17 protein-coding genes, 1 tRNA gene and 1 pseudogene are annotated in these 21,755 nt (G+C 66.2%); 11 read left to right on the top strand and 8 right to left on the bottom strand.

Features of this window, described 5'->3' with window-relative positions:
• Window positions 1-2: 2 nt before the first annotated feature.
• From AC1DRO_RS11870 to AC1DRO_RS11860, 3 genes are read right to left on the bottom strand one after another with little or no spacing between them, the layout of a single operon-like run.
• Entirely contained in the window at window positions 3-1,535 is a 1,533-nt protein-coding gene (locus AC1DRO_RS11870) for an APC family permease (RefSeq protein ID WP_476951026.1), read from the bottom strand.
• Between the two features lie 14 nt (window positions 1,536-1,549).
• Window positions 1,550-2,509, bottom strand: a complete 960-nt coding sequence (locus AC1DRO_RS11865; RefSeq protein ID WP_476950949.1) for a universal stress protein — start codon at window positions 2,507-2,509, stop codon at window positions 1,550-1,552.
• 54 nt (window positions 2,510-2,563) lie between these two features.
• Window positions 2,564-3,952 (bottom strand): flavin monoamine oxidase family protein, encoded by a 1,389-nt coding sequence (locus tag AC1DRO_RS11860; RefSeq protein WP_476951025.1) that lies wholly within the window; start codon window positions 3,950-3,952, stop codon window positions 2,564-2,566.
• Between the two features lie 193 nt (window positions 3,953-4,145).
• Here AC1DRO_RS11860 and AC1DRO_RS11855 point away from each other — a divergent pair, with 193 nt between their 5' ends.
• Entirely contained in the window at window positions 4,146-4,838 is a 693-nt protein-coding gene (locus AC1DRO_RS11855; RefSeq protein WP_476950948.1) for a TetR/AcrR family transcriptional regulator, read from the top strand.
• Between the two features lie 196 nt (window positions 4,839-5,034).
• Here AC1DRO_RS11855 and AC1DRO_RS11850 read toward each other — a convergent pair.
• Window positions 5,035-5,117: transfer RNA gene (locus tag AC1DRO_RS11850), tRNA-Leu, on the bottom strand.
• Window positions 5,118-5,501: 384 nt separating this feature from the next.
• Between AC1DRO_RS11850 and AC1DRO_RS11845 the strand changes: the two genes are divergently transcribed.
• Genes AC1DRO_RS11845 through pknB form a run of 7 tightly spaced genes read left to right on the top strand, consistent with a single transcriptional unit; the run spans window position 5,502 to window position 15,273 of the window.
• Entirely contained in the window at window positions 5,502-6,251 is a 750-nt protein-coding gene (locus AC1DRO_RS11845; protein ID WP_476950947.1) for an FhaA domain-containing protein, read from the top strand.
• On the top strand, window positions 6,248-6,730 hold the full coding sequence (locus AC1DRO_RS11840; protein ID WP_018775647.1) for an FHA domain-containing protein FhaB/FipA: 483 nt from the start codon (window positions 6,248-6,250) through the stop codon (window positions 6,728-6,730). Before AC1DRO_RS11845 ends, AC1DRO_RS11840 begins: the two co-directional genes overlap by 4 nt.
• Before the next feature lie 2 nt (window positions 6,731-6,732).
• A complete protein-coding gene (locus tag AC1DRO_RS11835; RefSeq protein ID WP_476950946.1) occupies window positions 6,733-8,550 on the top strand; it encodes a PP2C family protein-serine/threonine phosphatase in 1,818 nt (605 codons plus the stop codon).
• Window positions 8,547-9,992, top strand: coding sequence for an FtsW/RodA/SpoVE family cell cycle protein (locus tag AC1DRO_RS11830; RefSeq protein ID WP_476950945.1), 1,446 nt, complete (start codon window positions 8,547-8,549; stop codon window positions 9,990-9,992). The genes AC1DRO_RS11835 and AC1DRO_RS11830 overlap by 4 nt, the downstream gene beginning before the upstream one ends.
• Window positions 9,989-11,446, top strand: a complete 1,458-nt coding sequence (locus AC1DRO_RS11825) for a peptidoglycan D,D-transpeptidase FtsI family protein (protein WP_243178167.1) — start codon at window positions 9,989-9,991, stop codon at window positions 11,444-11,446. Before AC1DRO_RS11830 ends, AC1DRO_RS11825 begins: the two co-directional genes overlap by 4 nt.
• Window positions 11,443-13,287, top strand: a complete 1,845-nt coding sequence (locus AC1DRO_RS11820; protein ID WP_476950944.1) for a protein kinase domain-containing protein — start codon at window positions 11,443-11,445, stop codon at window positions 13,285-13,287. The genes AC1DRO_RS11825 and AC1DRO_RS11820 overlap by 4 nt, the downstream gene beginning before the upstream one ends.
• Window positions 13,288-13,293: 6 nt before the next feature.
• Complete coding sequence (pknB, locus tag AC1DRO_RS11815; protein WP_476950943.1) at window positions 13,294-15,273, top strand: Stk1 family PASTA domain-containing Ser/Thr kinase; 1,980 nt, start codon at window positions 13,294-13,296, stop codon at window positions 15,271-15,273.
• Between the two features lie 63 nt (window positions 15,274-15,336).
• On the opposite strand, the gene AC1DRO_RS11810 is transcribed toward pknB, so the two are convergent.
• Entirely contained in the window at window positions 15,337-15,978 is a 642-nt protein-coding gene (locus AC1DRO_RS11810; RefSeq protein ID WP_028278232.1) for an anthranilate synthase component II, read from the bottom strand.
• Between the two features lie 170 nt (window positions 15,979-16,148).
• Window positions 16,149-16,775: pseudogene (locus tag AC1DRO_RS11805) on the bottom strand (sortase domain-containing protein).
• Window positions 16,776-16,955: 180 nt separating this feature from the next.
• Here AC1DRO_RS11805 and AC1DRO_RS11800 point away from each other — a divergent pair.
• Both AC1DRO_RS11800 and AC1DRO_RS11795 read left to right on the top strand, forming a co-directional pair.
• Window positions 16,956-17,210 carry a cell division protein CrgA gene (locus AC1DRO_RS11800; RefSeq protein WP_476950942.1) on the top strand — a complete coding sequence of 85 codons (255 nt, stop codon included), beginning with the start codon at window positions 16,956-16,958 and terminating at the stop codon, window positions 17,208-17,210.
• Between the two features lie 105 nt (window positions 17,211-17,315).
• Window positions 17,316-17,921 carry a DNA-3-methyladenine glycosylase I gene (locus AC1DRO_RS11795; protein ID WP_476950941.1) on the top strand — a complete coding sequence of 202 codons (606 nt, stop codon included), beginning with the start codon at window positions 17,316-17,318 and terminating at the stop codon, window positions 17,919-17,921.
• A 1,110-nt stretch (window positions 17,922-19,031) separates the two neighbouring features.
• Here AC1DRO_RS11795 and AC1DRO_RS11790 read toward each other — a convergent pair.
• A complete protein-coding gene (locus tag AC1DRO_RS11790) occupies window positions 19,032-19,901 on the bottom strand; it encodes a rhomboid family intramembrane serine protease (protein WP_476950940.1) in 870 nt (289 codons plus the stop codon).
• 9 nt (window positions 19,902-19,910) lie between these two features.
• On the bottom strand, window positions 19,911-20,456 hold the full coding sequence (locus AC1DRO_RS11785; protein ID WP_026538031.1) for a peptidylprolyl isomerase: 546 nt from the start codon (window positions 20,454-20,456) through the stop codon (window positions 19,911-19,913).
• A gap of 155 nt (window positions 20,457-20,611) precedes the next feature.
• Between AC1DRO_RS11785 and AC1DRO_RS11780 the strand changes: the two genes are divergently transcribed.
• Window positions 20,612-21,619 carry a hypothetical protein gene (locus tag AC1DRO_RS11780; protein ID WP_476950939.1) on the top strand — a complete coding sequence of 336 codons (1,008 nt, stop codon included), beginning with the start codon at window positions 20,612-20,614 and terminating at the stop codon, window positions 21,617-21,619.
• The last annotated feature ends 136 nt before the right edge of the window (window positions 21,620-21,755 follow it).

Genomic DNA, 21,755 nt, shown 5'->3' with positions numbered 1-21,755 from the left:
GCTCAGTGCCCGCGGGTCAGGACCTGGCCCCTGAAGAACTCGGGGCGGAGCTTGGCCATGACCAGCATGAGCACCACGCCCACCAGGATGACGCCCATGCCCAGGATGAAGACCAGCCCCACACCGCCGATCGACGACCCTGATCCGTACGCGGGATCCATGGAGTCGTAGGCGGTCTTGACGAACATGACCAGCAGGATGACGCCGCCCAGGAGTGGCGCGAGGAACTTGAAGAAGAAGGCCCTCGCTCCGCTGAACGCCTCGGCGCGGAAGAACCAGACACAGGCCAACGCGGTGATGCCGTAGTAGAAGCAGATCATCATGCCCAGGGCCGTGATGGTGTCCCACAGTGCGTTTTCCGACGTGGTCCGGGTGATGACATAGAACGCGGCGGCCGCGACGGCCGAGGCGATCGTGGCATAGCTCGGCGACTTGTATGTGGGGCTGATCTTGCCGAACTTCTGCGGCAGCGCCCGGTAATGGCCCATGGACAGCAGGGTGCGCGCCGGCGAGACAAATGTGGACTGCAGGGACGCGGCGGAACTGCTCAGGATGGCCAGGGACATCAGGATGGCGAACGGGCCCATCACCGGTCCCGCCAGGACGGCGAAGATACTGCCCTGGTTCTCCGGATTTCCGGCGCCCAGCCCCGTGTCGCCGACGCCGGCGTAGCTCAGCGTGGCCAGTGCAACCGTCATGTAGATGATCACTATGACCAGCACGGTGATGGTGGCGGCACGTCCCGGCGTTTTCTCCGGGTTCTTGGTCTCCTCGTTCATGGTCAGCGTGACGTCCCAGCCCCAGTAGATGAAGATGGACAGCGAAACGCCGGCGGCGAAGGCGGAGAAGGATCCCACGGCGAACGGGTTAAACCAGTCCGGGGAGATGGCCGTGGCGTCAAAGGCGGTTCCGTTGGCGACGTGGCTGAACGCTGAGATCGAGAACCAGGCGAGGACCAGCAACTGAAATCCCACGAGAACGTACTGGACGGTCTTGGTGGTTTCCATGCCGCGGTAGGAGATCCAGCACGCGAGGGCGATAAACACCAGCGTGGTCGCGATATTCAGCGGCAGGTTGGTGGTGAGGTCGGCGAGTTCGGGATTGCCGAAGATCTGCGCCAGCATGAGGTAGAAGAAGTCCACCGCGACGGCGGCCAGGTTCGAGAGCACGATGATGGTGGCGGCGATGAGTCCCCAGCCGCCCATCCAGCCAATCCAGGGTCCGAACGCCCGCGAGGCCCAGGTGAAGGAGGTCCCGGCGTCGGGCATGGCGTTGTTCAGCTCCCGGTAGCCGAAGGCCACCAGCAGCATGGGGACAAAGCCCACCAGGAAGATCGCCGGCAGTTGCACGCCGACCTCGGCCACGGTGGGACCCAGGGCGGCCGTGAGGGTGTATGCCGGGGCGATACAGGAAATGCCGATGACGACGGCGCCAATGAGCCCCACCGATCCGGCTTTCAGGCCCTTTTCACTCAGTCCGTGCTGCTGTTCGGTCTGCGATCCGGTGTGCTGTCCCGTCTGCGACGGCTTGGACATCGCATGGTCTGCGCTCATTGTTGTGCCTCTCGGGGGGTGTCACTCGACGCTGAATGATCGAGGTGCTTGAGTTCATAGTCGCTGGGGACCACGATCATCGGCACCGGCAGGGCGCGCAGAATGCGGCCCGCTGTGCTGCCGAGGAAGATGGACCGGCCCTTGGCAAGCCGGCTGGATCCGATCAACAGGACCTCGCCGTCTTCCCAGTCCAGGCGGTCCACGGCTTCCTCGATGCTGCGCCCGTGGGCGACGACGATTCCCGTCTTCGCCTCTACCTGGGCTTCCGTCTTGGCCTCCCCCGGGACGTCCGCTTTCGCATCCCCCGGGACGGCCGGCCCGCCGGCAGCCAGTGCGTCGGCAAGGCACTTGGCCGCATACTCCCGGGCTGCGTCGGCTGAATCGGCCGCATCGCCGTCGAGGGCCAGAAGCGACAGCACCCGCAGCGGCACGTCCCGGTTCGCCGCCATGCCCAGGGCGAATTCGAGCAGCTTCTCCGCGCCGGCCCGGGTTCCGAGCCCGCAGCTGATCCGGGTCAAGGCCTCCTGGCGGTGGTAGCCGTGCGGTGCCAGGGCCACCGGAACGGTCGAGGCGTGGAGCAGTGCACTGGCCACCGACCCGATCGTGAACCGTTTGAAGAGCCCGGTGCTGGTGGCCCCGATGATGAGCATGTCCGCGCCCAGTTCCTCGGCCGCCTCGATCAGTGCGTGCGCGTCGGAATCATGGCTGCGAATGTGGGCCTGCGCCGGGATACTGGATGGAACCAGCGCCAGGGCCTGGTCGAGCCACTCCTGGGCCTGCTCGGTGAGCAGATTTTCAAAGCCCGCCTTCGGTGCGAGGGCGTGCCCGGACTGCTGCACTTCGGGCACCACCAGCACAAGGTCCAGGCTCGCCCCCCGCCCGAGCGCCAGGGAGACGGCCAGATTGACCGCATCATGGCCCCTGGCATTGGCTGAATACCCCACTACGTAACGCATCTGGCCGCTCTCCTAACTGAACTGGACTGCATTCAACGGAAATGTTGGGATTTTCTACGAGGCGACGGACGCACGGTCCGCAGCAGCGACGATCCGGGCCGCCGTGAGCTGCCCCATCCGGACGGCGCCGTCAACATGCTGGTAGCCCTCGGCCGCAAGATCCGAGCAGGACCAGTAGATCGGCCCCACCGGCGTCAGCTGGTCCTTGCCGTAGCGGTGCAGTCCGCCCAGGTCGTAGCTGGCGGCGTAAGCCCCCCGGGTCCATTCCTCCGAACCCCAGTCGGACTCGTAGTAGACCTCGGGTTCCAGGGCCTTTTCGCCGAGGAAGGACGCAATCGACTCGAGGATGGCGCGGCGGCGGTCCTCCGCGCTGAGCTCGAACATGGCGTCGGCCTTCTCATCCGAGACAAAGCCCACCAGCGTGCCGCGCGGGTCCTCGTGGTTGGTGTTGTCGTAGACCTCCTGCACAACGGCGCCGGCGCCGAAGGCGGTTCCGGACAGGCCGTCTTCGCGCCAGAACGGGCTGCTGTAGACGGCATGGACCTTAATGACCAGGCCAAGTGACTGGTGCTGGTGCATCTGGTGCTGGCGGCGGGGCAACGGCGGGTTGAAGGACACCCGGGTGTAGAGGTTCGGCGGCACGGCCATGATGACGAAACGTGCGTTCACCGTGGCCCGGTCGGAGACAGCAGTGACACGGTAGCCACCGCTCGCGTCATCGGCCCAGTTAATGGTGCGGACCGGGCTGCCGAGGACGACGTCGTCGCCCAGTTCCGCGGCCTGCAGCAGCGAAACCTGCTGCATCCCACCGACAACCCGCTTGTCCAGGATGAAGTCCTCATCCGTGAGGTTGGTGAAGGACCCCGCCGAGGCAGCCATGAGGACGGCCTGCAGGGCGGAGAAGGCGTGGGCCGGTTTGGTCAGCATGCCGCCGGCGATGAACAGGCCGATGTTGCTGCAGGCTTCCTCATCTGTTGAGTTCTGCCGCAGCCAATGGTGGAAGGAAACGGTGTCCAGCTCGCGGGCCTTGGGGTGGGCCCACGGCTCCTCGGGAGCCATCTCCGCGGCCAGGGAGTCCAGCAGTGCCGTGAGCTTGTCCATTTCGACGGCGGTGGTTTCGCTGACCGGGAAGGAGTCACCGGTGTACAGGGTGCGCTTGCCGTCCGCGCCAATGTAGACGGATTCGCCGTCGCGGTAGCGGGAATAGGTCTGCAGTCCGAGCTCATCCAGGAGCCCCAGGAGCCCGGTCTGGTCCGGCGAGACCCACTGGCCGCCGATCTCGAGCATGGCCCCGTCAACCGTGTCGGTCCAGGTCCGGCCGCCCACGCGGTCCCGCGCCTCGAGCACCGCCACACTGAGTCCGGCCTTTTTCAGCTCGCGGGCGGCGGTCAAGCCTGACGGGCCGGCTCCTACGATGACGACGTCGCGGTCAAGTTCCAGCATGATGTTCCTCCCCGTGGCCGCTAGAGTGATGCGGACCACAAAATGAATGGCGTTCATTTAGATGATAGACCTTCCACACGCTTCGGGGAAGACCCTCCGCCTAATGAATTTCGCCCGTAAAGTAGGGGCAGAACGGACTCACCCCGAACCCGCCAGCCAAACTGAGAAGCCAAGCAGAGAAGAAAGGGCCGGAATGACGGCAGCAACCAGCGCCCCCGCCGATCCGCACGGCCCCGCCGCCGGGCCCCGCCGCCGCGCGGGACGGCCCGCCGCGGCCGTGCTGGACCAGCACGGCATCACCGTGGCGGCCCTGCAGCTGATTGGCAAGAGCGGCTACGACGGGTTCACCATGGCTGCCCTGGCGCGGACCCTCAACGTGGCTCCCTCGGCGCTGTACAACCATGTCTCGTCCAAACGGGACGTGCTGGTCCTCGTCCAGGACCACTTGACCTCGTTCGTGGACGTCACCGCCTTCGAGGCCGGGGACTGGGAACAGGCCGTGAGGGATTGGGCCTGGAGCTACCGCGACGTATTTTCCAAGCACACCCCGCTGATTCCCGTCATTGCCGTGCTGCCCGTGACCGATGCGCCCAAGACACTGGCCATGTATGAGGCCGTCAGTGCCGGTTTCAGCCGCGCAGGCTTTCCGCAGGAGCGCATTGTCCCGGCCATTGTCGCGATCGAATCGTTCATTTTTGGCTCCGCCTACGACGTCACGGCACCCGCGGACATCTTCGATTCCGGCACCATGGCCGCGTCGACACCGCATTTCACCGCCGCCGTCCAGCGCCTGGCCGAGGAAGGCCATGAGAAACCGGCCGACGTCGCTTTCCGGCTGGGACTTGAGGCACTTCTCGCCGGGCTCGGGGCGCTGCGGGCAGCCTAGCGGTCTTGCCGCGTGGTCCGCAGCTGCGGAGTTTCCCCACTTTTGACGGACCGGCGCCGCCCCACACCGGCGGGTCGGCGCAACACGCCAGAGGAAGCCTTCGAATGTGGGGAAACCGGAAAACCCCGACGCCGGCTGCCGCCGCGCGGGTTAAACAAAAGAACCCCGGTCCAAGACCGGGGTTCTTTCGATTGCGTGCGCGAGGGGGGATTTGAACCCCCACGCCCTTTCGGACACTGGCACCTGAAGCCAGCGCGTCTGCCGTTCCGCCACTCGCGCGCAACTTCTTCCACTCGGATAGGGCCGGTTTCCCGAACCGCCAACCTCGTAAAAGCAGCGAGATCAAGCATAACGGACAATTGCCGGAAAACACCAATCGAGCCCCAGAGCCCCCTGATTGGGGTCGTTTTCCGGCCACGTTTGCCCCGCCGCCGGGCGTCACGCGGGGACCCGCCGCGGCGGTCCCGGCGGCGGTGTCCGCGCACGTCAGGGCGCGGCGGGCACTCATTTTGACGTCGCCCCGGCGGCGTCCGTTGAGGCCATTCCCAGACACGCCCAGTAGTATCTGATGTAGGAGTGTCCGCTGAGCGCGGGCTCGCAAAAGTTGGAAACCGAGTTCCGGAACGAACGCTGCCCCGCAGCCACCAGGAAAGGAGAAGGACCATGGGATTGCTGGACAAAGTCGAGCGCGGCATCGAAAAGGCCGTCCGCGGAGTCTTCTCCACCGGTTCCCGCGCCCAGGTTGAGCCTGTCGAGATCGCGAGCCGCCTCCGCACCGAGGTGGACAACAAGGCCATCACGATCGCCGCGGGACGCACCCTGGCCCCTAACGTTTTTGACGTACTCCTCAGCAGCGATGACTTCCGGCGCGCCCAGGAATGGGGCACACCGCTCGCGGAGGAGCTGTGCGACGTCGTCATCAACCATGTCCGCAGCCAGGGCTACACCCTCCAGGGCCCGGTCCGGATCAGTTTCCGCCGCGATGAGGAGCACCGCGCCGGGAATTTCGACATCACCTCGCGGACCGAAAAAGCCTCCGCCCCTTCCGTCCCGGCTCAGCCGGGCATTCACGGCAACGTACCCGCGGCTCCGACACGCCAGCCTGCACAGCTTCAGCCTGTACTGGACATCGACGGCCAGCGCTATTCGCTGAACGCGCCCTCAATCGTCCTCGGACGGTCCTCCGAAGCAGACATCCTTATTGACGACACCGGCGTTTCGCGCCGCCACCTGGAAATCCGGACTGGGCCTGGTACGGCTCAGGCGATCGATCTCGGCTCCACGAACGGCAGCTACGTCAACGGCCAAAAGATCGTGGGCAGTTCGGATCTTGCTGACGGCGCCACGATCATGATGGGACGAACCAAAATCATCTTCCGCCTACTGCCCGCCCACCCAGGCGGCCGCGCATGAGCGAATTGACCATCACGGCCCTGCGTTTCGGGTTCCTCATCCTCCTGTGGGTGCTGATCTTCAGCATTGTCTCGGCCATGCGCCGCGATCTGATGATCGGCCGCAAGGCCGCCGCCGGCGCCCCCACGGCACGCCAGGTGCGCAAGAATCCTTCCCTTGCCGAACCGCCGCCGGCCCCCGTCAAACAGCAGGCCCGCCAGCTGATCGTGACCGAGGGACCGTTGAAGGGCACCACCATCGCCCTCGCGGCGAGCCCCATCCTCCTGGGCCGGGCACAGGAAGCCACCCTGGTCCTGGAGGACGACTACGCCTCGGGCCGCCATGCCCGCCTGTTCCCACAGGGCAGCCGCTGGTTCATCGAGGACCTCGGCTCCACTAATGGCACGTATCTGGCAGACCAGCAGCTGACCCGGGCACTCCCGGTGGAGCTGGGCGTCCCCGTGAGAATCGGCAAGACGGTCATCGAATTGAGGCCGTAGCCGTGGCTGCCCCGGAATTTCCCGCAGACAGGGCCGAAGGCAAGACGACTGCCCCGAAGCGGCCGCTCATCATGCGCTACGCCGCGCGGTCAGACGTCGGCCGCATCCGCGCCAAGAATGACGACTCCGCCTACGTCGGCCGGCACCTCGCCGTCGTTGCCGACGGCATGGGTGGCCATGCCGGCGGCGATGTTGCCTCCGCCGCGACCGTCCTGGACATGATCCACCTGGACCATGACGACTACGACGGCGACGCCGGCACCGTCCTCGCCGACGAAATCCAGACAGCCAACTCCCTGCTGTCCGAACTGGTCCACATGAATCCCAAGCTCGCCGGGATGGGCACCACGGTCACGGCCCTGCTCCTCGCCGAAGGAAAGCTCCACTTCGCCCACATCGGTGACTCCCGGGCCTACCGGCTGCGCGACGGCGAGTTCGAACAGGTCAGCGTCGACCACACCTTTGTGCAGCGGCTCATCGATGAGGGCAGGCTCCGCCCCGAAGAGGCCGAAACGCATCCGCACAAGAACGTCCTCATGCGCGTGCTGGGGGACGTCGATGCCAGCCCGGAGCTGGATCTTGACACACTGGCTGTCCAGGCCGGGGAACGATGGCTGCTCTGCTCGGACGGCCTGAACTATGTGGCCGGCCACGTCGTGGAGCGCACCGTCCGGGAGACGAAGGACCTGGGCGAATGCGCCGAACTGCTGGTTGAACTCACGCTGGAGGCCGGCGCCCCGGACAACGTGACCGTGGTGGTACTCGACATTGCCGAGCCGACCCGTGATGACGTCCGGACCGCCGCCGTCGACGTCGTGCCCGCGCCCGCAGCGGCCGCCGGGACGTCAGCGTCCGCGGCCCCGGCCGGAACCCTGGCCGGGCCCCCGGCCGGCAGCACCGTTGGTGCCGCCAAAACCCCCGGCGGGTCCGTAAAGAAGGACACCTCCGCCCAGGACACCGGGTCCGCCGCGCTGGCCGCCGCGGCAGGAGCCTCGGCGCCGCCGGCCGACCCGGCCCCAGGGTCCCCGGCCGACGGCACATCGCCGGCCGCCGCCGCACAGAAGGCCGCCGAGGGCAAGGAGCCCGAGACCACCACCGACCCGCATCTGGGCGAACACCTCTCGGCCGAAGTCCTGCGGGAAGAACTCTCCATGCGCCCGCATGAACTTGTCGGGGCCGCCGCCGCAGCAGCGGAATCAGGGTCCATTCCTTCCATCGCCGGACGCACCGTGGCCCGGCGCGCGGCCACGGTCCTCACGCACAAGTCCGAACAGGACCGCGAGGAGGCGGACGACTTCAGGCCCGCCGGACGGCCGCGCCGGTGGCTGACCGTATCCATTGCCGCCGCGATCGTCTCGCTGCTGGCCGTCGGACTCTGGCTCGGCTACGCCTGGACCCAGACGCGCTACTACATCGGCGAACACAATCAGCATGTGGCCATCTTCAACGGCGTCTCCCAGCGTCTCGGGCCCATCCAGCTTTCCACTCTCGAAGCGGTAACCGATATCAAGATGTCCGACCTTCCCGAATTTTCGCAGCAGCGGGTGCGCCAGACTGTGCCCGCCCGCGACCTCTACGACGCGCAGCGGATCGTCAAAAACCTGGAACGCACCGGCACGACCGCCCCGGCCGATGAATGCCTCACCCCGTCCCCCGCAGCGACGGCCGCCGGTGCCACCCCCTCCCCCGGCACCACGGCCAAGCCGGGCTCCACGGCCAAGCCGGGCTCCACGGCGTCGCCAAGTGCCACAGCCTCCACTGGAGCGGCCAAGCCGTCGCCATCCGCCACCCCGACTACGAATTGCGAGGGGGCCAAATGACACCCATCGACCCCGTGCCCAGGCCACGACGAAACGTGGAGCTTGTCCTCCTGGTCCTCGCCCTCGCCGTTGGGATTGGTGCCCAGGCACTCGTGGGAGTGGACCGGCAAAAAGCGTTCGACACCGACTTCTGGTTCCAGTCCGGACTCCTGGCGTTGGCCGCCCTCGCCTTCCATGTGGTGTTGCGGCTCCGCGCAAAATATGCCGACCCGGTAATACTTCCGCTCGTGGTCGCCCTTAACGGGCTGGGCCTGGCCATGATCCACCGGCTGGACAGGGTGGGCGAAGACACCGGCAACAACCAGCTGCGCTGGACCCTGGTGGCCATGGCGGTCGCGATCGCGGTCATTTGGTTCCTCAAGGACCACCGGATCCTGCGCCGCTTTACCTATATCTCCCTGGCCATCAGCGCCCTGCTCCTCATCCTGCCGCTGGTTCCCGGCATCTCCGCCGGAGAGGTCCTGGGTGCCAGCGTCTGGATCAAGATCGGTTCCATGACCTTCCAGCCGGGTGAAATCGCCAAGATCACGCTGGCCATCTTCTTTGCCGGCTACCTGTCGTCGAACCGGGACCTGATACTGCTGGCGGGCCGCAAGATCGGCCCGGTGCAGTTCCCGCGGTTCAAGGACATGGGCCCCATGATCACCGCCTGGCTCGTGAGCATCGGCGTGCTGGTCTTCCAGCGTGACCTCGGATCCTCGATCCTGTTCTTCGGCCTGTTCCTCGTCATGATCTACGTCGCCACGAGCCGCATCAGCTGGGTGATCATCGGCCTCGTGTTGATTGCCGTCGGCGGCTTCGTCGCTGCCCGCGTGTTCTCGCACGTGGCCCTGCGGATCGACGGCTGGCTCAACGCGTTCACCGATGAGGTCTACGGCCGGCAGTTCGGCGGCAGCCTCCAAATTGTCGAGGGCCTGTTCGGCATGGCCAACGGCGGCCTGGTCGGCACCGGCCTCGGCCAGGGCCGGCCCAACCTCGTCCCCTTCGCCAACAGCGACATGATCATCGCCTCCTTTGGCGAGGAACTGGGCCTGATCGGCGTCTTCGCGATCGTCCTGATGTACCTGCTGCTGTTCACCCGGGGCTTCCGCGCCGCGCTGGGCACCCGCGACGCGTTCGGCAAACTGCTCGCCACCGGGCTCTCCTTCGCGATCGCGCTGCAGTGCTTTGTGGTGATCGGCGGTGTGACGCGCCTGATCCCGCTGACCGGACTTACGACGCCGTTCCTCGCCGCCGGCGGGTCCTCGCTCCTGGCGAACTGGATCATTGTGGGTCTGCTGCTCATGATTTCGCACTCCGCGCGCGGCCCGGTGGATACAACGCCGCTGCCGCCCGGCCAGGAACCCGGTGCGCGCAAGAACTTCCCCGTGCTGCCTGCCAAACCGGCGCCGGATCCCCGAAACAGTCCCGACGCACCCACCGAGGCGGTGAAACAGCTGTGAACCAGGCCATCCGCAATTCATGGATTGCCGCCATCGCGATGTTCGTGCTGGTCTTCGGCGCACTGAGCTATGTGCAGGTGGTTGGCGCCGACGAGCTTAAGGCCAACGCCTGGAACAGGCGCGCCATCCTGCAGAACTACTGCAACGACCGCGGTGCGATCATTGTTGGGGGCACCCCGGTGGCAGAGTCAGTGCCCGCCACGGAGAGCTGCAAATTCCAGCGGACCTACTCCCAGCCCGAGCTCTACGCGGGCGTCACCGGCTACTTCTCCAAGAACTACGGCCTCACCGGACTCGAGAAGTCGATGAACGATGTCCTGGCCGGCAGTTCGGACCAGCAATTCCTGGACCGGGTGGGCCAGTTGTTCCTCGGCAACCAGCCCAAGGGCGCGTCCGTGGAGCTGACCCTGGACCCCAAGCTCCAGAAGCTGGCCTACGACCTCATCCCGGACGGCATTCGCGGGCACATCGTGGTCACCAACCCGAAAACCGGCGCGGTCCTGGCCATGGTGTCCAAACCGTCCTATGACCCCAACCTGATTGCCACCCAGGACCCGGCCGCCGAACAGGCCAATTACACCGAGCTGAACCAGGTCCCCGGGATCAACCTGAACCAGAACGTCTCTGGACCCACGGGCGAGCTGCTGGCACCGGGATCGGTATTCAAGCTCATTGACACCTCTGCGGCGCTGAAGTCGGGCAAGTACAACAAGGACAGCGACCTGCCCAACCCGGCCGAGATGTCCTTCCCGGGCATCGACTACAAGCTGCCCAACTACGCGGGCGGCAACTGCTACACGCGCACGACGGCGTCGTTCGCGTTTGCCCTGCAGCAGTCCTGCAACACACCGTTCGCCAGCATCGCCCTGGACCTGGGGCAGAAGGCCATCGGGGACGAGGCGGAGAAATTCGGCTTCGGCCAGGACTTCGGCGACCAGCTCAAGCTGGACAGCGCCCCAAGCTTCTTCCCGAGCGAACCGCTGGACGACGCCGGGCTGGCGCAGTCCTCAATCGGCCAGCGCGACGTCCGCGCCACACCGCTGCAGATCAACACCATGACGGCGGCGATCGCCAACGACGGAGTGCAGATGCAGCCGAACCTGATCAAGGCCGTACGCGCCCCTGACCTGCGCACGATCAGCGAACCGAAACCCCAGGCCCTGCGCACCGCCACGAGTCCGGAGATCGCACGGCAGGTCAATGAGTGGATGGTCAGCGTCGTCGACGACGGCATCGCACACCGTGCGGCCGTGCCCGGTGTCCAAGTGGCCGGCAAGACCGGTACCGCAGAACTCGGCAATGGCCTGAACAATTCTTGGTTTACCGGGTTTGCCCCGGCAAATGACCCGCAAGTGGCCGTCACCATCGTCATGGAAGGCGTAGACATCACCACTGGCGCAAATCTAACCAGTCCGAACGCGAAGAAGATTTTTGAGGCGGTGTTGAATAAGTGAGGCCTACTTCGGGAATCACCCTCGGCGGCAGATTCCAGCTGACCACGCGCATTGCGATCGGCGGCATGGGAGAAGTCTGGAAAGCCAAAGACCTGATCCTTGGCCGCATCGTCGCCATCAAGGTGCTCAAGGAGGAATACACGGGTGACCCCGGTTTCCTGCAGCGCTTCCGCGCCGAGGCACGCCATACCGCCCTCCTGAACCACGTGGGCATCGCCAACGTCTTCGATTACGGCGAGGAAGAGGGTTCCGCCTACCTGGTCATGGAACTGGTTCCGGGCCAGCCGCTGAGCAGCATCATCGAGCACGAACAGGTGCTGTCCCCGGACCGCACCCTGTCGATGATCGCCCAGACGGCGCGGGCCCTGGCCGTCGCCCACGCACAGGGCCTCGTGCACCGGGACGTCAAGCCCGGAAACCTGCTCATCACCCCCGACGGCCGGGTCAAGGTTACCGACTTCGGCATCGCCCGCCTGGCCGACCAGGTTCCGCTGACCCAGACCGGCCAGGTGATGGGCACCGCCCAGTACCTGGCACCCGAACAGGCCACGGGGCAGACTGCCACCGGAGCCTCGGACATCTACTCCCTCGGCGTGATCGGCTACGAGTGCCTCACGGGCCACCGGCCGTTCTCCGGGGAATCGCAGATCGCCATCGCGCTGGCCCAGGTCAACGATGCGCCTCCGCCGCTGCCGGACACACTGCCCAGGCCCGTCCGCGCGCTGCTGATGTCCATGCTGGCGAAGGATCCGAAGAACCGCCCGGCCGACGCCATCAAGCTGTCCGAGGCGGCCGAGGCCATCCGCAACGGTGATATCGCCGCCGCACACGCAGCCGTACCGGGCATGCTGCTTTTCGAGGCAGCCACCGGGCCCATCACGGCCCCCGTCGACGTCCCCACCGCGGCCACCAGCGTCATTGGCTCCAGCGCCGCAGAGGACAAGTCGACGTCGGCGACGTCCGCGCTGCCCGTCGTGGGCGCCGCCGGTGCAGGTGCAGCCGCGGGCCTGGCCGCAGGCGCTGCCGCAGCCAGCGGCTACGGCGCCCGCAACGCTCTCAACCGCGCCGATGCCCTGGCGGCCGAGCGAAGCTGGGTGCAGGAAGAGGAGGAAGAAGACTACGACCAGCCGGAGGAGGAGCCGAAGCGCCGCGGACGCAGCCCGTGGACGTGGCCGCTGATTGCGCTGATCCTGCTGGTGGTGTTCGCCCTGCTCGGTGTGGTCCTGAGCCAGGCCGGCAGTCTCTTCCCCTCGCAGGCTCCGGCCGCGAGCAGTGCCACGTCCAGCATCGCGAAACCGAGCAGTGCCACGCCGTCGGCGTCGTCGGCTTCCCCGACCGAGACCCCCACCCCCACGCCCAGCTCCGCGACACCCACCGAATCCACCCCGGCAGCGATCAACCTGATCCCGGATGCGTACCTGGGGCGGCCGTACAACGATGTCCGCAATGAGCTGATCGGCAAGGGGCTGCAAGTCACCGGCGTCGAGGTCGTCAACGACGCGACGCCCGGCACCGTCACCAACATCGATCCCTCCGGTGCGGTCCAGCCGGGCACCACCATCACCGTCAGCTACTCCAAGGGCCCGGAAATGGTCGAGGTCCCGTCCATCAAGGCGGGCGCCAGCGAGGCTGAAGCCCAGCAGGCCATCCAGGACGCCGGGCTGCGCTGGGCCAAGGGAGCCGACGTCGATCCCACGAACAAGAAGGAAGATCCGGGCACGTTCGTGAGCTCACAGCCTCCTTCCGGGTCCAAAGTGACCGCGGGAAGCGTCGTGACCTACCACCTCGCCAAGGCCACGGCCACATCCCCTTCACCTTCAGCTACCAAGTCCGGACCCTAAACGATCATGAGCAATACACCCCGCACTCCGTCGCACAGGGAGGAACGCCCGGCGAACACGCAGCGCGTCCTCAGCGGGCGCTATGAGCTGGGTGAGCTGATCGGCCGTGGCGGCATGGCGGATGTTTTCCGCGGCCTCGATACCCGGCTGGGACGCACCGTGGCCGTCAAGCTGCTGCGCCCGGACTTGGCCCGGGATCCGCAGTTCCAGGCCCGCTTCAAGCGCGAGGCACAGGCCGTCGCGGCACTCAACCACCCCTCGATCGTGGCTGTCTTCGACACCGGGGACCACGCGGTCCCCGGTGACCACGACGACAGCGTCCGGGTGCCCTACATCGTGATGGAGTTCGTTTCCGGTAAGACCATCCGCGACATGGTGCGGGCCAAGGACGTCACCATCGACCAGGCGATCGACTTCACCCTGGGTGTGCTGTCCGCGCTCGATTACAGCCACAAGGCCGGGATCGTGCACCGCGACATCAAGCCCGCCAACGTGATGTTTTGCCCCGATTCAAACAGCGTCAAGGTCATGGACTTCGGAATCGCCCGCGCCATTGCGGATTCGTCCGCCACCATGACACAGACGCAGGCCGTCGTCGGCACGGCGCAGTACCTGTCCCCGGAACAGGCCCGGGGCGAAGCAGTCGACGCGCGCAGCGACCTGTACTCCGCCGGTTGCCTTCTCTACGAGATGCTGACCGGCCGGCCGCCGTTCATCGGCGACAGCCCCGTCTCGGTGGCCTACCAGCACGTTCGTGAGATCCCCGAGCCCGCCAGCAGCCTCAATCCCGACGTCTCCGCCGCGCTGGACAGCGTGTTGATGAAGGCCCTGCAGAAGAACCGCGCCGACCGTTTCCAGGACGCCGCCGCCTTCCGCCGCGCCCTGCGGGCCGCGCGCAGCGGCGTTCCGGTCACGGCGCCTTCCGCCAGCGAGGCCCCCACCGACCCCACCAACGAGGTTCCCCGGCACGACCCCCTGGCGCCCACGGCAGCTTTTTCCCTGACCGGCGCCAAGTTCCTCGACGATTCCCCCGGCGGCCGGCTCCGTCCCGCCGAAGAAACACCCGACGACGAGGAAGTGCTGCAGCCGGCGGGCACCGAACTCTATGGCATTGCGGACACCGGCAGCCTGCCGCTGGCGCTGCCGGTCGAACGCGAGCACACCCCGCGCCAGAAGACGCGGCGCCGTACCTGGATCGCGACGCTCGTGGTTCTCACACTGCTGGTGCTGGCCGGCGGCGGCCTGTGGCTGTACAACCTCATGAATCAGGCCCCCCCGCAGGCGACCAAGGTTCTGGTTCCCACGGTGACGTCCCTGACGGAATCAGAGGCCCTGCAAAGGCTGTATAACGCAGGTTTCAAGCCACAGCTCCAACGGCTGCGGCACGAGAGCATTCCCAAAGGCACCGCGATTGGCACCGTGCCGACGTCGGGGAGTTCCATGGACGCCAACTCGGACATCATCCTCAACATCTCCGAGGGCCCCAGCGCGATCACCATCCCGACGGACCTGCCCGGCCGGACCGAGGCGGCAGCCCGCGATCTTCTCCACCAAACGGGGCTGGCTGGCGCCCTCACCACCAAGATGTCCAACAACCCTACGGTTCCGGTCGGCATTGTCATCACCACCAACCCGGCCCCGGGCCAGGTTGTGGCCGTGGCGGACGCGGTCGAAATCGTCGTCTCCACGGGCAAGGTGGCTGTGCCTCAGCTGATCGGGCTGCCGCTGGCGGAGGCGGAGGCGAAACTGAAGGAACAGGGCCTGGTGCTCAAGGCCACCGAAGTGGAGAACTCCCAGGTGGCTCCGGGCAAGGTGACAGGCCAGGCCGACGCCGCGGATTCGCTCGTCGAACAGGGCAAGACCATCACCGTGACCGTGGCGAAGGCACCGGCGCCGCCGCCGCCCCCGCCGTCGCCCACGCCGACGCCGACGCCGACCAAGAGCGCTGCCAAAGAGGACGCGGCCCTGGGCGGACTGTTCCCCTAACCCGGTCGGGAAAGACCGAAGGTACCGGTTACCGCCGCGCCGGAGCTTTCGGGGCCTGCCGGGTCAGTGTTTGATGAGCGGGCTCAGGTCCGCTGCCCGTTCGGCAGCACCAGCCATGCCCAGTGACTCCAGCCAGTTGCCGAGCATCTGGTAGCCGCCTTCGGTCAGGACGGATTCCGGGTGGAACTGCACGCCGCATAGTGGGGCGGTGCGGTGCTGCAGGCCCATCACCACACCGGTGCCCGTTTCCGCGGTGATCTCCAGGACCTCCGGGATGCTCTCGCGGACAGCGGCCAGCGAATGGTAGCGGGTGGCCGTGAGGGGCGAGGGGAGCCCCGCAAAGACGCTGGTTCCATGGTGTTCGACGAGGGAAGTCTTGCCGTGCATCAGTTCGGGAGCGTGCGTCACGGTTCCGCCGTAGGCCTCCGCCAGCGCCTGGTGCCCCAGGCAGACACCCAGCATGGGCTTGTCGTGGCTGCCGCACCACTTGATCAGCTCAATGCAGACACCGGCCCCGGCTGGATTCCCCGGACCGGGAGAGATAAGGACCCCGTCCCGCGCCTCGGCCATTTCGATCGCCTCGGCGAGCGTGACGTCGTCGTTGCGGACTACGGTGGTCTCCGCACCGAGCTCCTGGAGATAGCCGACCAGGGTGTAGACAAAGCTGTCGTAGTTGTCTACGACCAGGATCTTGGTTGTGCTCATGGGTGCCTTGCTGAACCAATCGTTGAATCTGTTAACTGGGTGAATTGCGCCAGCCAGGGAAAAAGGAACTGAACCATCAATACCAGTGCTCCGGCCGCCAGCACCAGCGCGGTCGCAATCCTGAGCCACAAGGGCCCGGGAAGGCGGCGGAAAAGCCAGCCATACATTCGTCAGCCTTCCCCGGCCGCGCGGGCCGCCCGGGAAATTTCAGCCGGCGGTCCAGCCGAAAGGGACTTCCACCGCTCCAGCAGGGCGTAGGCCACAAAGCGTTGGTCGGAGCCAAACCGCGGGTTGCAGCTCGTCATGATCAGGTAGCTCTCCGTGGGCGCGGCGCCCGGCCGCATCGGCACCGGCAACAGCACATCGGTCCGCGAGGGGAGGACTGTCTGGCTGTTCCGGAACACGTAGACATAGTAGCCCTCACGGGTCTGGACGTAGATCCGGTCCCCAGGCACCAGGGCGTCGATATGGTCCAGGACGGCGCCGTGGGTCTGCCGGTGCCCTGCCACGGCGAAGTTTCCCGCAGCCCCTGGCATGGCCGTGCCCTGATAATGCCCGATGCCCAGGGTGTCCAACACCGCCGGAGTGGTTCCCTGAACGATGGGTCGCGTGTAGCCGGCGAACCGCCTTGCGCTGCCGGGCGTCGGAGGCCACATTCATCCACCACAACTGCCAGGCCACAAAGAGCAGGACAATGACGCCCCCGGTCGGAGCAGCTCGCCCGCGACGTGGATGGCGCGCAGGAGCAGCCCGCGGCGGCTGCGAGCCGTCCGGTCGGATTCCTGCTCCAACTCCAGCGCTGCGGGTTCTCCTCCAAGACGGTTGCGGGGGTCCACGGCGTGGCCGGAACTACAGCTAGAATTGTGCGACACAAGAATTCAAGCTCGACCAAGAGCACGTTGGCCGGCGGGGGCTCGCTTCCTGCAGGATACCAAGCCACGTTGGCCGCTCTTGTTCCAGCCCGCCGAGGAGGATCAGTGCCCGAGTCGAAGCCGCGTAAAAGGACTGCCCGTGTGGCCCCGCAGACTTCTGCCGCGGAGGCCTACAAGCCCAATCCGGTCTGGTTCAAGCCCGTCATGTTTGGCCTGATGATCGTTGGCCTGCTGTGGATCATCACGTTCTACATCACCGAGGGCGCCTTCCCGGTTCAGGCTTGGGGCTCGTTGAACATCGTCGCCGGCTTCGGAATCGCGATCATCGGCTTCCTGATGACCACACGCTGGCGTTCCTGACACCAGGCCCGCGCGGCGCACATCCCTGACGGGCCGGTACACACAGTGTGCCGGCCCGCCGCCGTTAACCCACAGCACTAATCCCGGCCCAGCGAAGGAATCCAGATGACCCCGGCAGTAAACGGCTCGACCATTGGCGACGACGGACTGGCGCGGCCTGTGTGGGCCTCCGTGGATCCCATGCTGCGGGAGTATTACGACTCCGAGTGGGGCATGCCCGTCCGGGACGAACAGGGCCTCTACGAACGCATCAGCCTCGAAGGATTCCAGGCGGGGCTTTCATGGGCGACAATCCTGCGCAAGCGGCCCGCTTTCCGCGCGGCGTTCAAGGACTTCGATCCGGAACTGGTGGCACGCTTCACGGACGCCGATGTGGAGCGGCTCATGCTCGATGCCGGGATCGTCCGGAACCGGCTGAAGATCCAGGCGACCATCACCAATGCCCGCGCTACTCTGGCGTTGAGGGACGACGGCGGCCTGGTTGACTTCGTATGGGCGTTCCAGCCGGACGCCACACCCCGACCTAACTCCCTGGATGAGGTCCCCACCACTTCGGCCGAGTCCATCGCGCTCTCCAAGGCGCTGCGCAGGAAGGGCTTCGCCTTCGTAGGGCCCACCACGATGTTCGCACTCATGGAGGCCATCGGAATGGTGGACACCCATCTGCTGGATAGCCACCGGCGCGGGTCATCGGGCGTCTGGCCGCAGTGACCCGTCGATGACCCCGCGAGGTCCCGCTTAGTTATCCACAGCTGTGCACAAGCCTGGGGAAACTTATCCACATTGTTCATAAGTTTCCGGGTCTTCATGCGGTTCAGCCGGGTTCCGCGGCCACAGCGGGGCGCAAAGCGACTGATGAGATCCCCGGCCGGTCCTGAATTACACAGCTGTAAGTTATTAACAGTGTGGATTTCCTGTGGACAAGTTCCCTGATCCCGGCAACAGACCGCGGATGGCACCGGGGCCCCGCCGCACGGCCGGCTCACGGCAGCCTCGGGGCCGCCTCGGGCCGGCTGGCCGCCCGGCATGGTGGTCCGTCCCGACACCAGCTGCAACGGACGAGTTATCCACTTAATAACAGGCCACTACCCACAAGTTATCCACAGCTGGGGATAACAGCCGGTGCATATGAGCCGCAACCCCCTCTGCCGGGCCATGAGCCGGGTTAAATCCCGCGGATGCTCAGACCATCAAGTTGTTAACACTGTGAATAACCCTGTTGAAACACACACCGCGGCCGTCCCACGGCCCGTCGTGACCGGCCGCCGCCGCGTGCGGGGCCTGTGGGGGCGACGGCACTGGGAGTGCGGCGTGGTGACGCGGCGCTGTCCGGAGGTCCTGAGGCGCCGGTCCCTGGCGTGCCCGTGGCACCGTTCTGTGGAGTTCTCCCTGGAGTTCCCGCGGTGCAGGGCCGGAACGGGGCTGGATCAGGGCAGGTGCCGCCCGGCGCCAGGCAACAGGGCCTGGGGGCAAAGTTGTCCACTTACTCACAGGGCAACCCACAGAAGTTATCCACAGGTGTGGAGATCTGATTGGCAGCATCGCCTGCAAGCTGGATAATCGCCAGCCCGGGCGGCCAGAGCCGGGTCGTCACAGTGAACTACACGCTTGTAAGTTATTAACAATGTGGATAACCGCTGTGGAAAACTCTCGGATCCGCACCTGTGAATTCAGGTGCGGGGGATCGGCCCGGGGGTACAGGGGAAAAGGTCCACAAGGGAAACAGCCAAGGAACCCCAGCGAGAGAAGCACTGGGAAAGAGTGAAGGGGCGGGGCGTTCAATTGCGGCCGATTGCGGCCGGCGACTTCGGCAGGAGCGGGCTAAGCGCCGGCGCCGGCCATCCGCACGACGGACACGGCGGTCACCAAGGCCAGGACCACGGCGAGGCCGATGGCCTGCAGCAGGGTCTGCCGCGGGCCGCGGGGGGTGTAGGCAATCACGGCGGCACTCAGGGCGCCGGTGACGAGGCCCCCGAGATGGGCCTGCCAGGCGATCTGCGGGACCATGAAGCCGATGACGCCGTTGATGGCAATCAGGACCAGGAGCTGGCGGACTTCGCCGCCGCGCTGGCGCTGGACTACCAGCAGAGCGCCGAACAGGCCGAAGATGGCGCCGGAGGCGCCGACGAGGCCCACCGGGCCGTTCACCGGATACACCGGGGTCAGCAGGAGGAAGCCGACGGAGCCGCCGACGGCCGAGAGCAGGTAGATGGCCAGGAAGCGGGCGTGGCCCAGCAGCGGCTCAAGGATCTGGCCGAATATCCACAGCGTGTACATGTTCAGGACGATGTGGAGCAGGAATCCCTGCGAGTGCAGGAACGCCGAAGTGAGCATCCGCCACGGTTCAACGCCGGTCAGGGCGGGAGCGTAGGCCAGTTGCTGGTAAATCCCGTCGTTGGGGACTGTCCACTGCAGCGCATAGACAAGGGCACACAGCGCGATGATCACGTAAGTGACGACGGGTTTGCCGGCGGTCGCGGCGCCGCCGTAGACGGTCCTGACGGCCGGCGTCGTGCGCTTGGTTTCGTTGACACAGTCAACGCATTGGAATCCGACGGCGGCCGCCCGCTGGCAGTCGGGGCACGCAGGGCGCCCGCACCGCTGGCAACGCACATAGGCGGGCCGGTCCGGGTGCCTGGGGCATACCGGGACCTCTGCGGACGGCTCTGCCGCCGGAATTCCGTAGCTCATGGTGGTGGGTTAGAGCTTTTCGATGTCAATGCTGTTGATGGTGACATCCTCGACGGGGCGGTCGCCCATGCCGGTGCGGACGCCTTCGATCGCGTCGACGACCTTCTTGGATTCATCATCGGCGACCTCACCGAAGATGCTGTGCTTGCCCTGCAGCCAGCCGGTGGGGATGGTGGTGATGAAGAACTGCGAACCGTTGGTGCCGCGGCCCATCTGGACGCCGGCGTTGGCCATGGCCAGCTTGTACGGCTCGTTGAAAGTCAGTTCCGGGTGGATCTCATCGTCGAACTTGTAGCCCGGTCCACCGGTGCCGCGGCCCAGGGGATCGCCGGCCTGGATCATGAAGTCCTTGATGATGCGGTGGAAGATGGTGCCGTTGTAGAGCGGCGTGCCGGTCTTGTCCTCGCCCGTTTCCGGGTGGGTCCAGGCTTTCTCACCGGTGGCCAGCCCGACGAAGTTGTCGACGGTCTTCGGCGCGTGGTTGCCAAAGAGGTTGACGACGATGTCGCCGAGGCTCGTGTGGATAGTGGCTTTTGCGGTTGCGTTGGCAGTCATAGGGCCCATTCTTCCATGACGGCTCCGCCCGCATAGGGCCGCAGAGTCAGTTCCGCGCTGGGTGAAATCCACTGGAAATCGGCCTGAAGAATAGCCGGTGCGTTCCTAGACACGTAGGCTAACTGCAGAACCGTCACATTAATCGGGAGGTAGTTGTGAAGAAAACGGATCGTATTGCCCGTGACCTGGAGCAGTCAGTGAGCACCGGAGTAGACAGCGCCAAGGATTGGGCGGCCCCGCGGGTTGAGGCTGCCGTGAACTGGGCTGTTCCCCGCCTGCAGCACGGACTGGACACCGCCTCTCCCAAGATCCAAGAGGGCCTCAAGTCCGCGGCCCACAATCTGGCCGGCGGCGTTGCCACTGTTACTCCCCGTCTTCAGGATGGCCTGGCCCAGCTGGCGCCGAGGATCCACGATGCCGCGGACAGCGCGACCCCGCGCCTGCACGAAGCCGTGGACAAGGCAGCCCCGGTCATCGCCAATGCACGCGACCGGGTTGTTGTCGAGTACCTGCCCAGGCTTTCCGACCAGATCGGGCAGGCTTCCGTGGCCGTCCACCGCACGTTGGAAAACGCCCCGGCCCACGTGGACGCCGTCGCACAGAAGCTTGTTGATTCCGGTGTTGTCACCGGCGTCCAGACGCAGGCTCAGGCCGTCAAGGGACACGCCAAGAAGGCAGGCAAGAACGCCAGCAAGCACATCAAGGCGGCTGCCACCGAGGTCACCAAGACGGCTAATGCCAAGCTCGCCAAGCAGCAGAAGCCCAAGCACCGCGGCCTGCTGATCTTCGGCATCATCGCTGCCGCCGTTGCAGCCGGTGTCGCCGCCTGGCGGGCGTCCAGGCCGGTGGAGGACCCTTGGAAGGTACCGACGCCGGTAAAGCCCGCCCCCACGGCCGCCCCGGCCGGCGAGGCCGGCGAATCGCTGAAGGACGCCGCCGACAAGGCCGGTTCCGCGACTGTAGCGGCAGCGGACTCCGCGGCTGAGGCATCCAAGCAGGTTTCCGATTCCGCAACCACCGCGGCGGACAAAGCCACGGAAACGGCCAAGGACGCCGCCGGCAACGCCGCTGACGCCGCCGACAAGGTTGCCCCCGACGCCAAAACGGCCGTACGCAACATCGCGGCCAGCCTGAACAACGGCACAGACAAGCCCGGCAAGTAGAACCTGGCCGGCACAGGCCGGCTGAGTCGAGACCCTGCGTCGGGCAGTCCGGCTGCCGGCAGGTGTCCTGCACTCTCCCAAGGAGGGATTCCGCCACAGTGCGGGATCCCTCCTTTTGTTTGACTCGGCCTCCGCA

It is taken from the genome of Arthrobacter sp. P4_F11, from assembly GCF_056401395.1.
The sequence above is the reverse complement of the archived record's forward strand: the minus strand, read 5'-3'. Positions and strand labels throughout refer to the sequence as shown.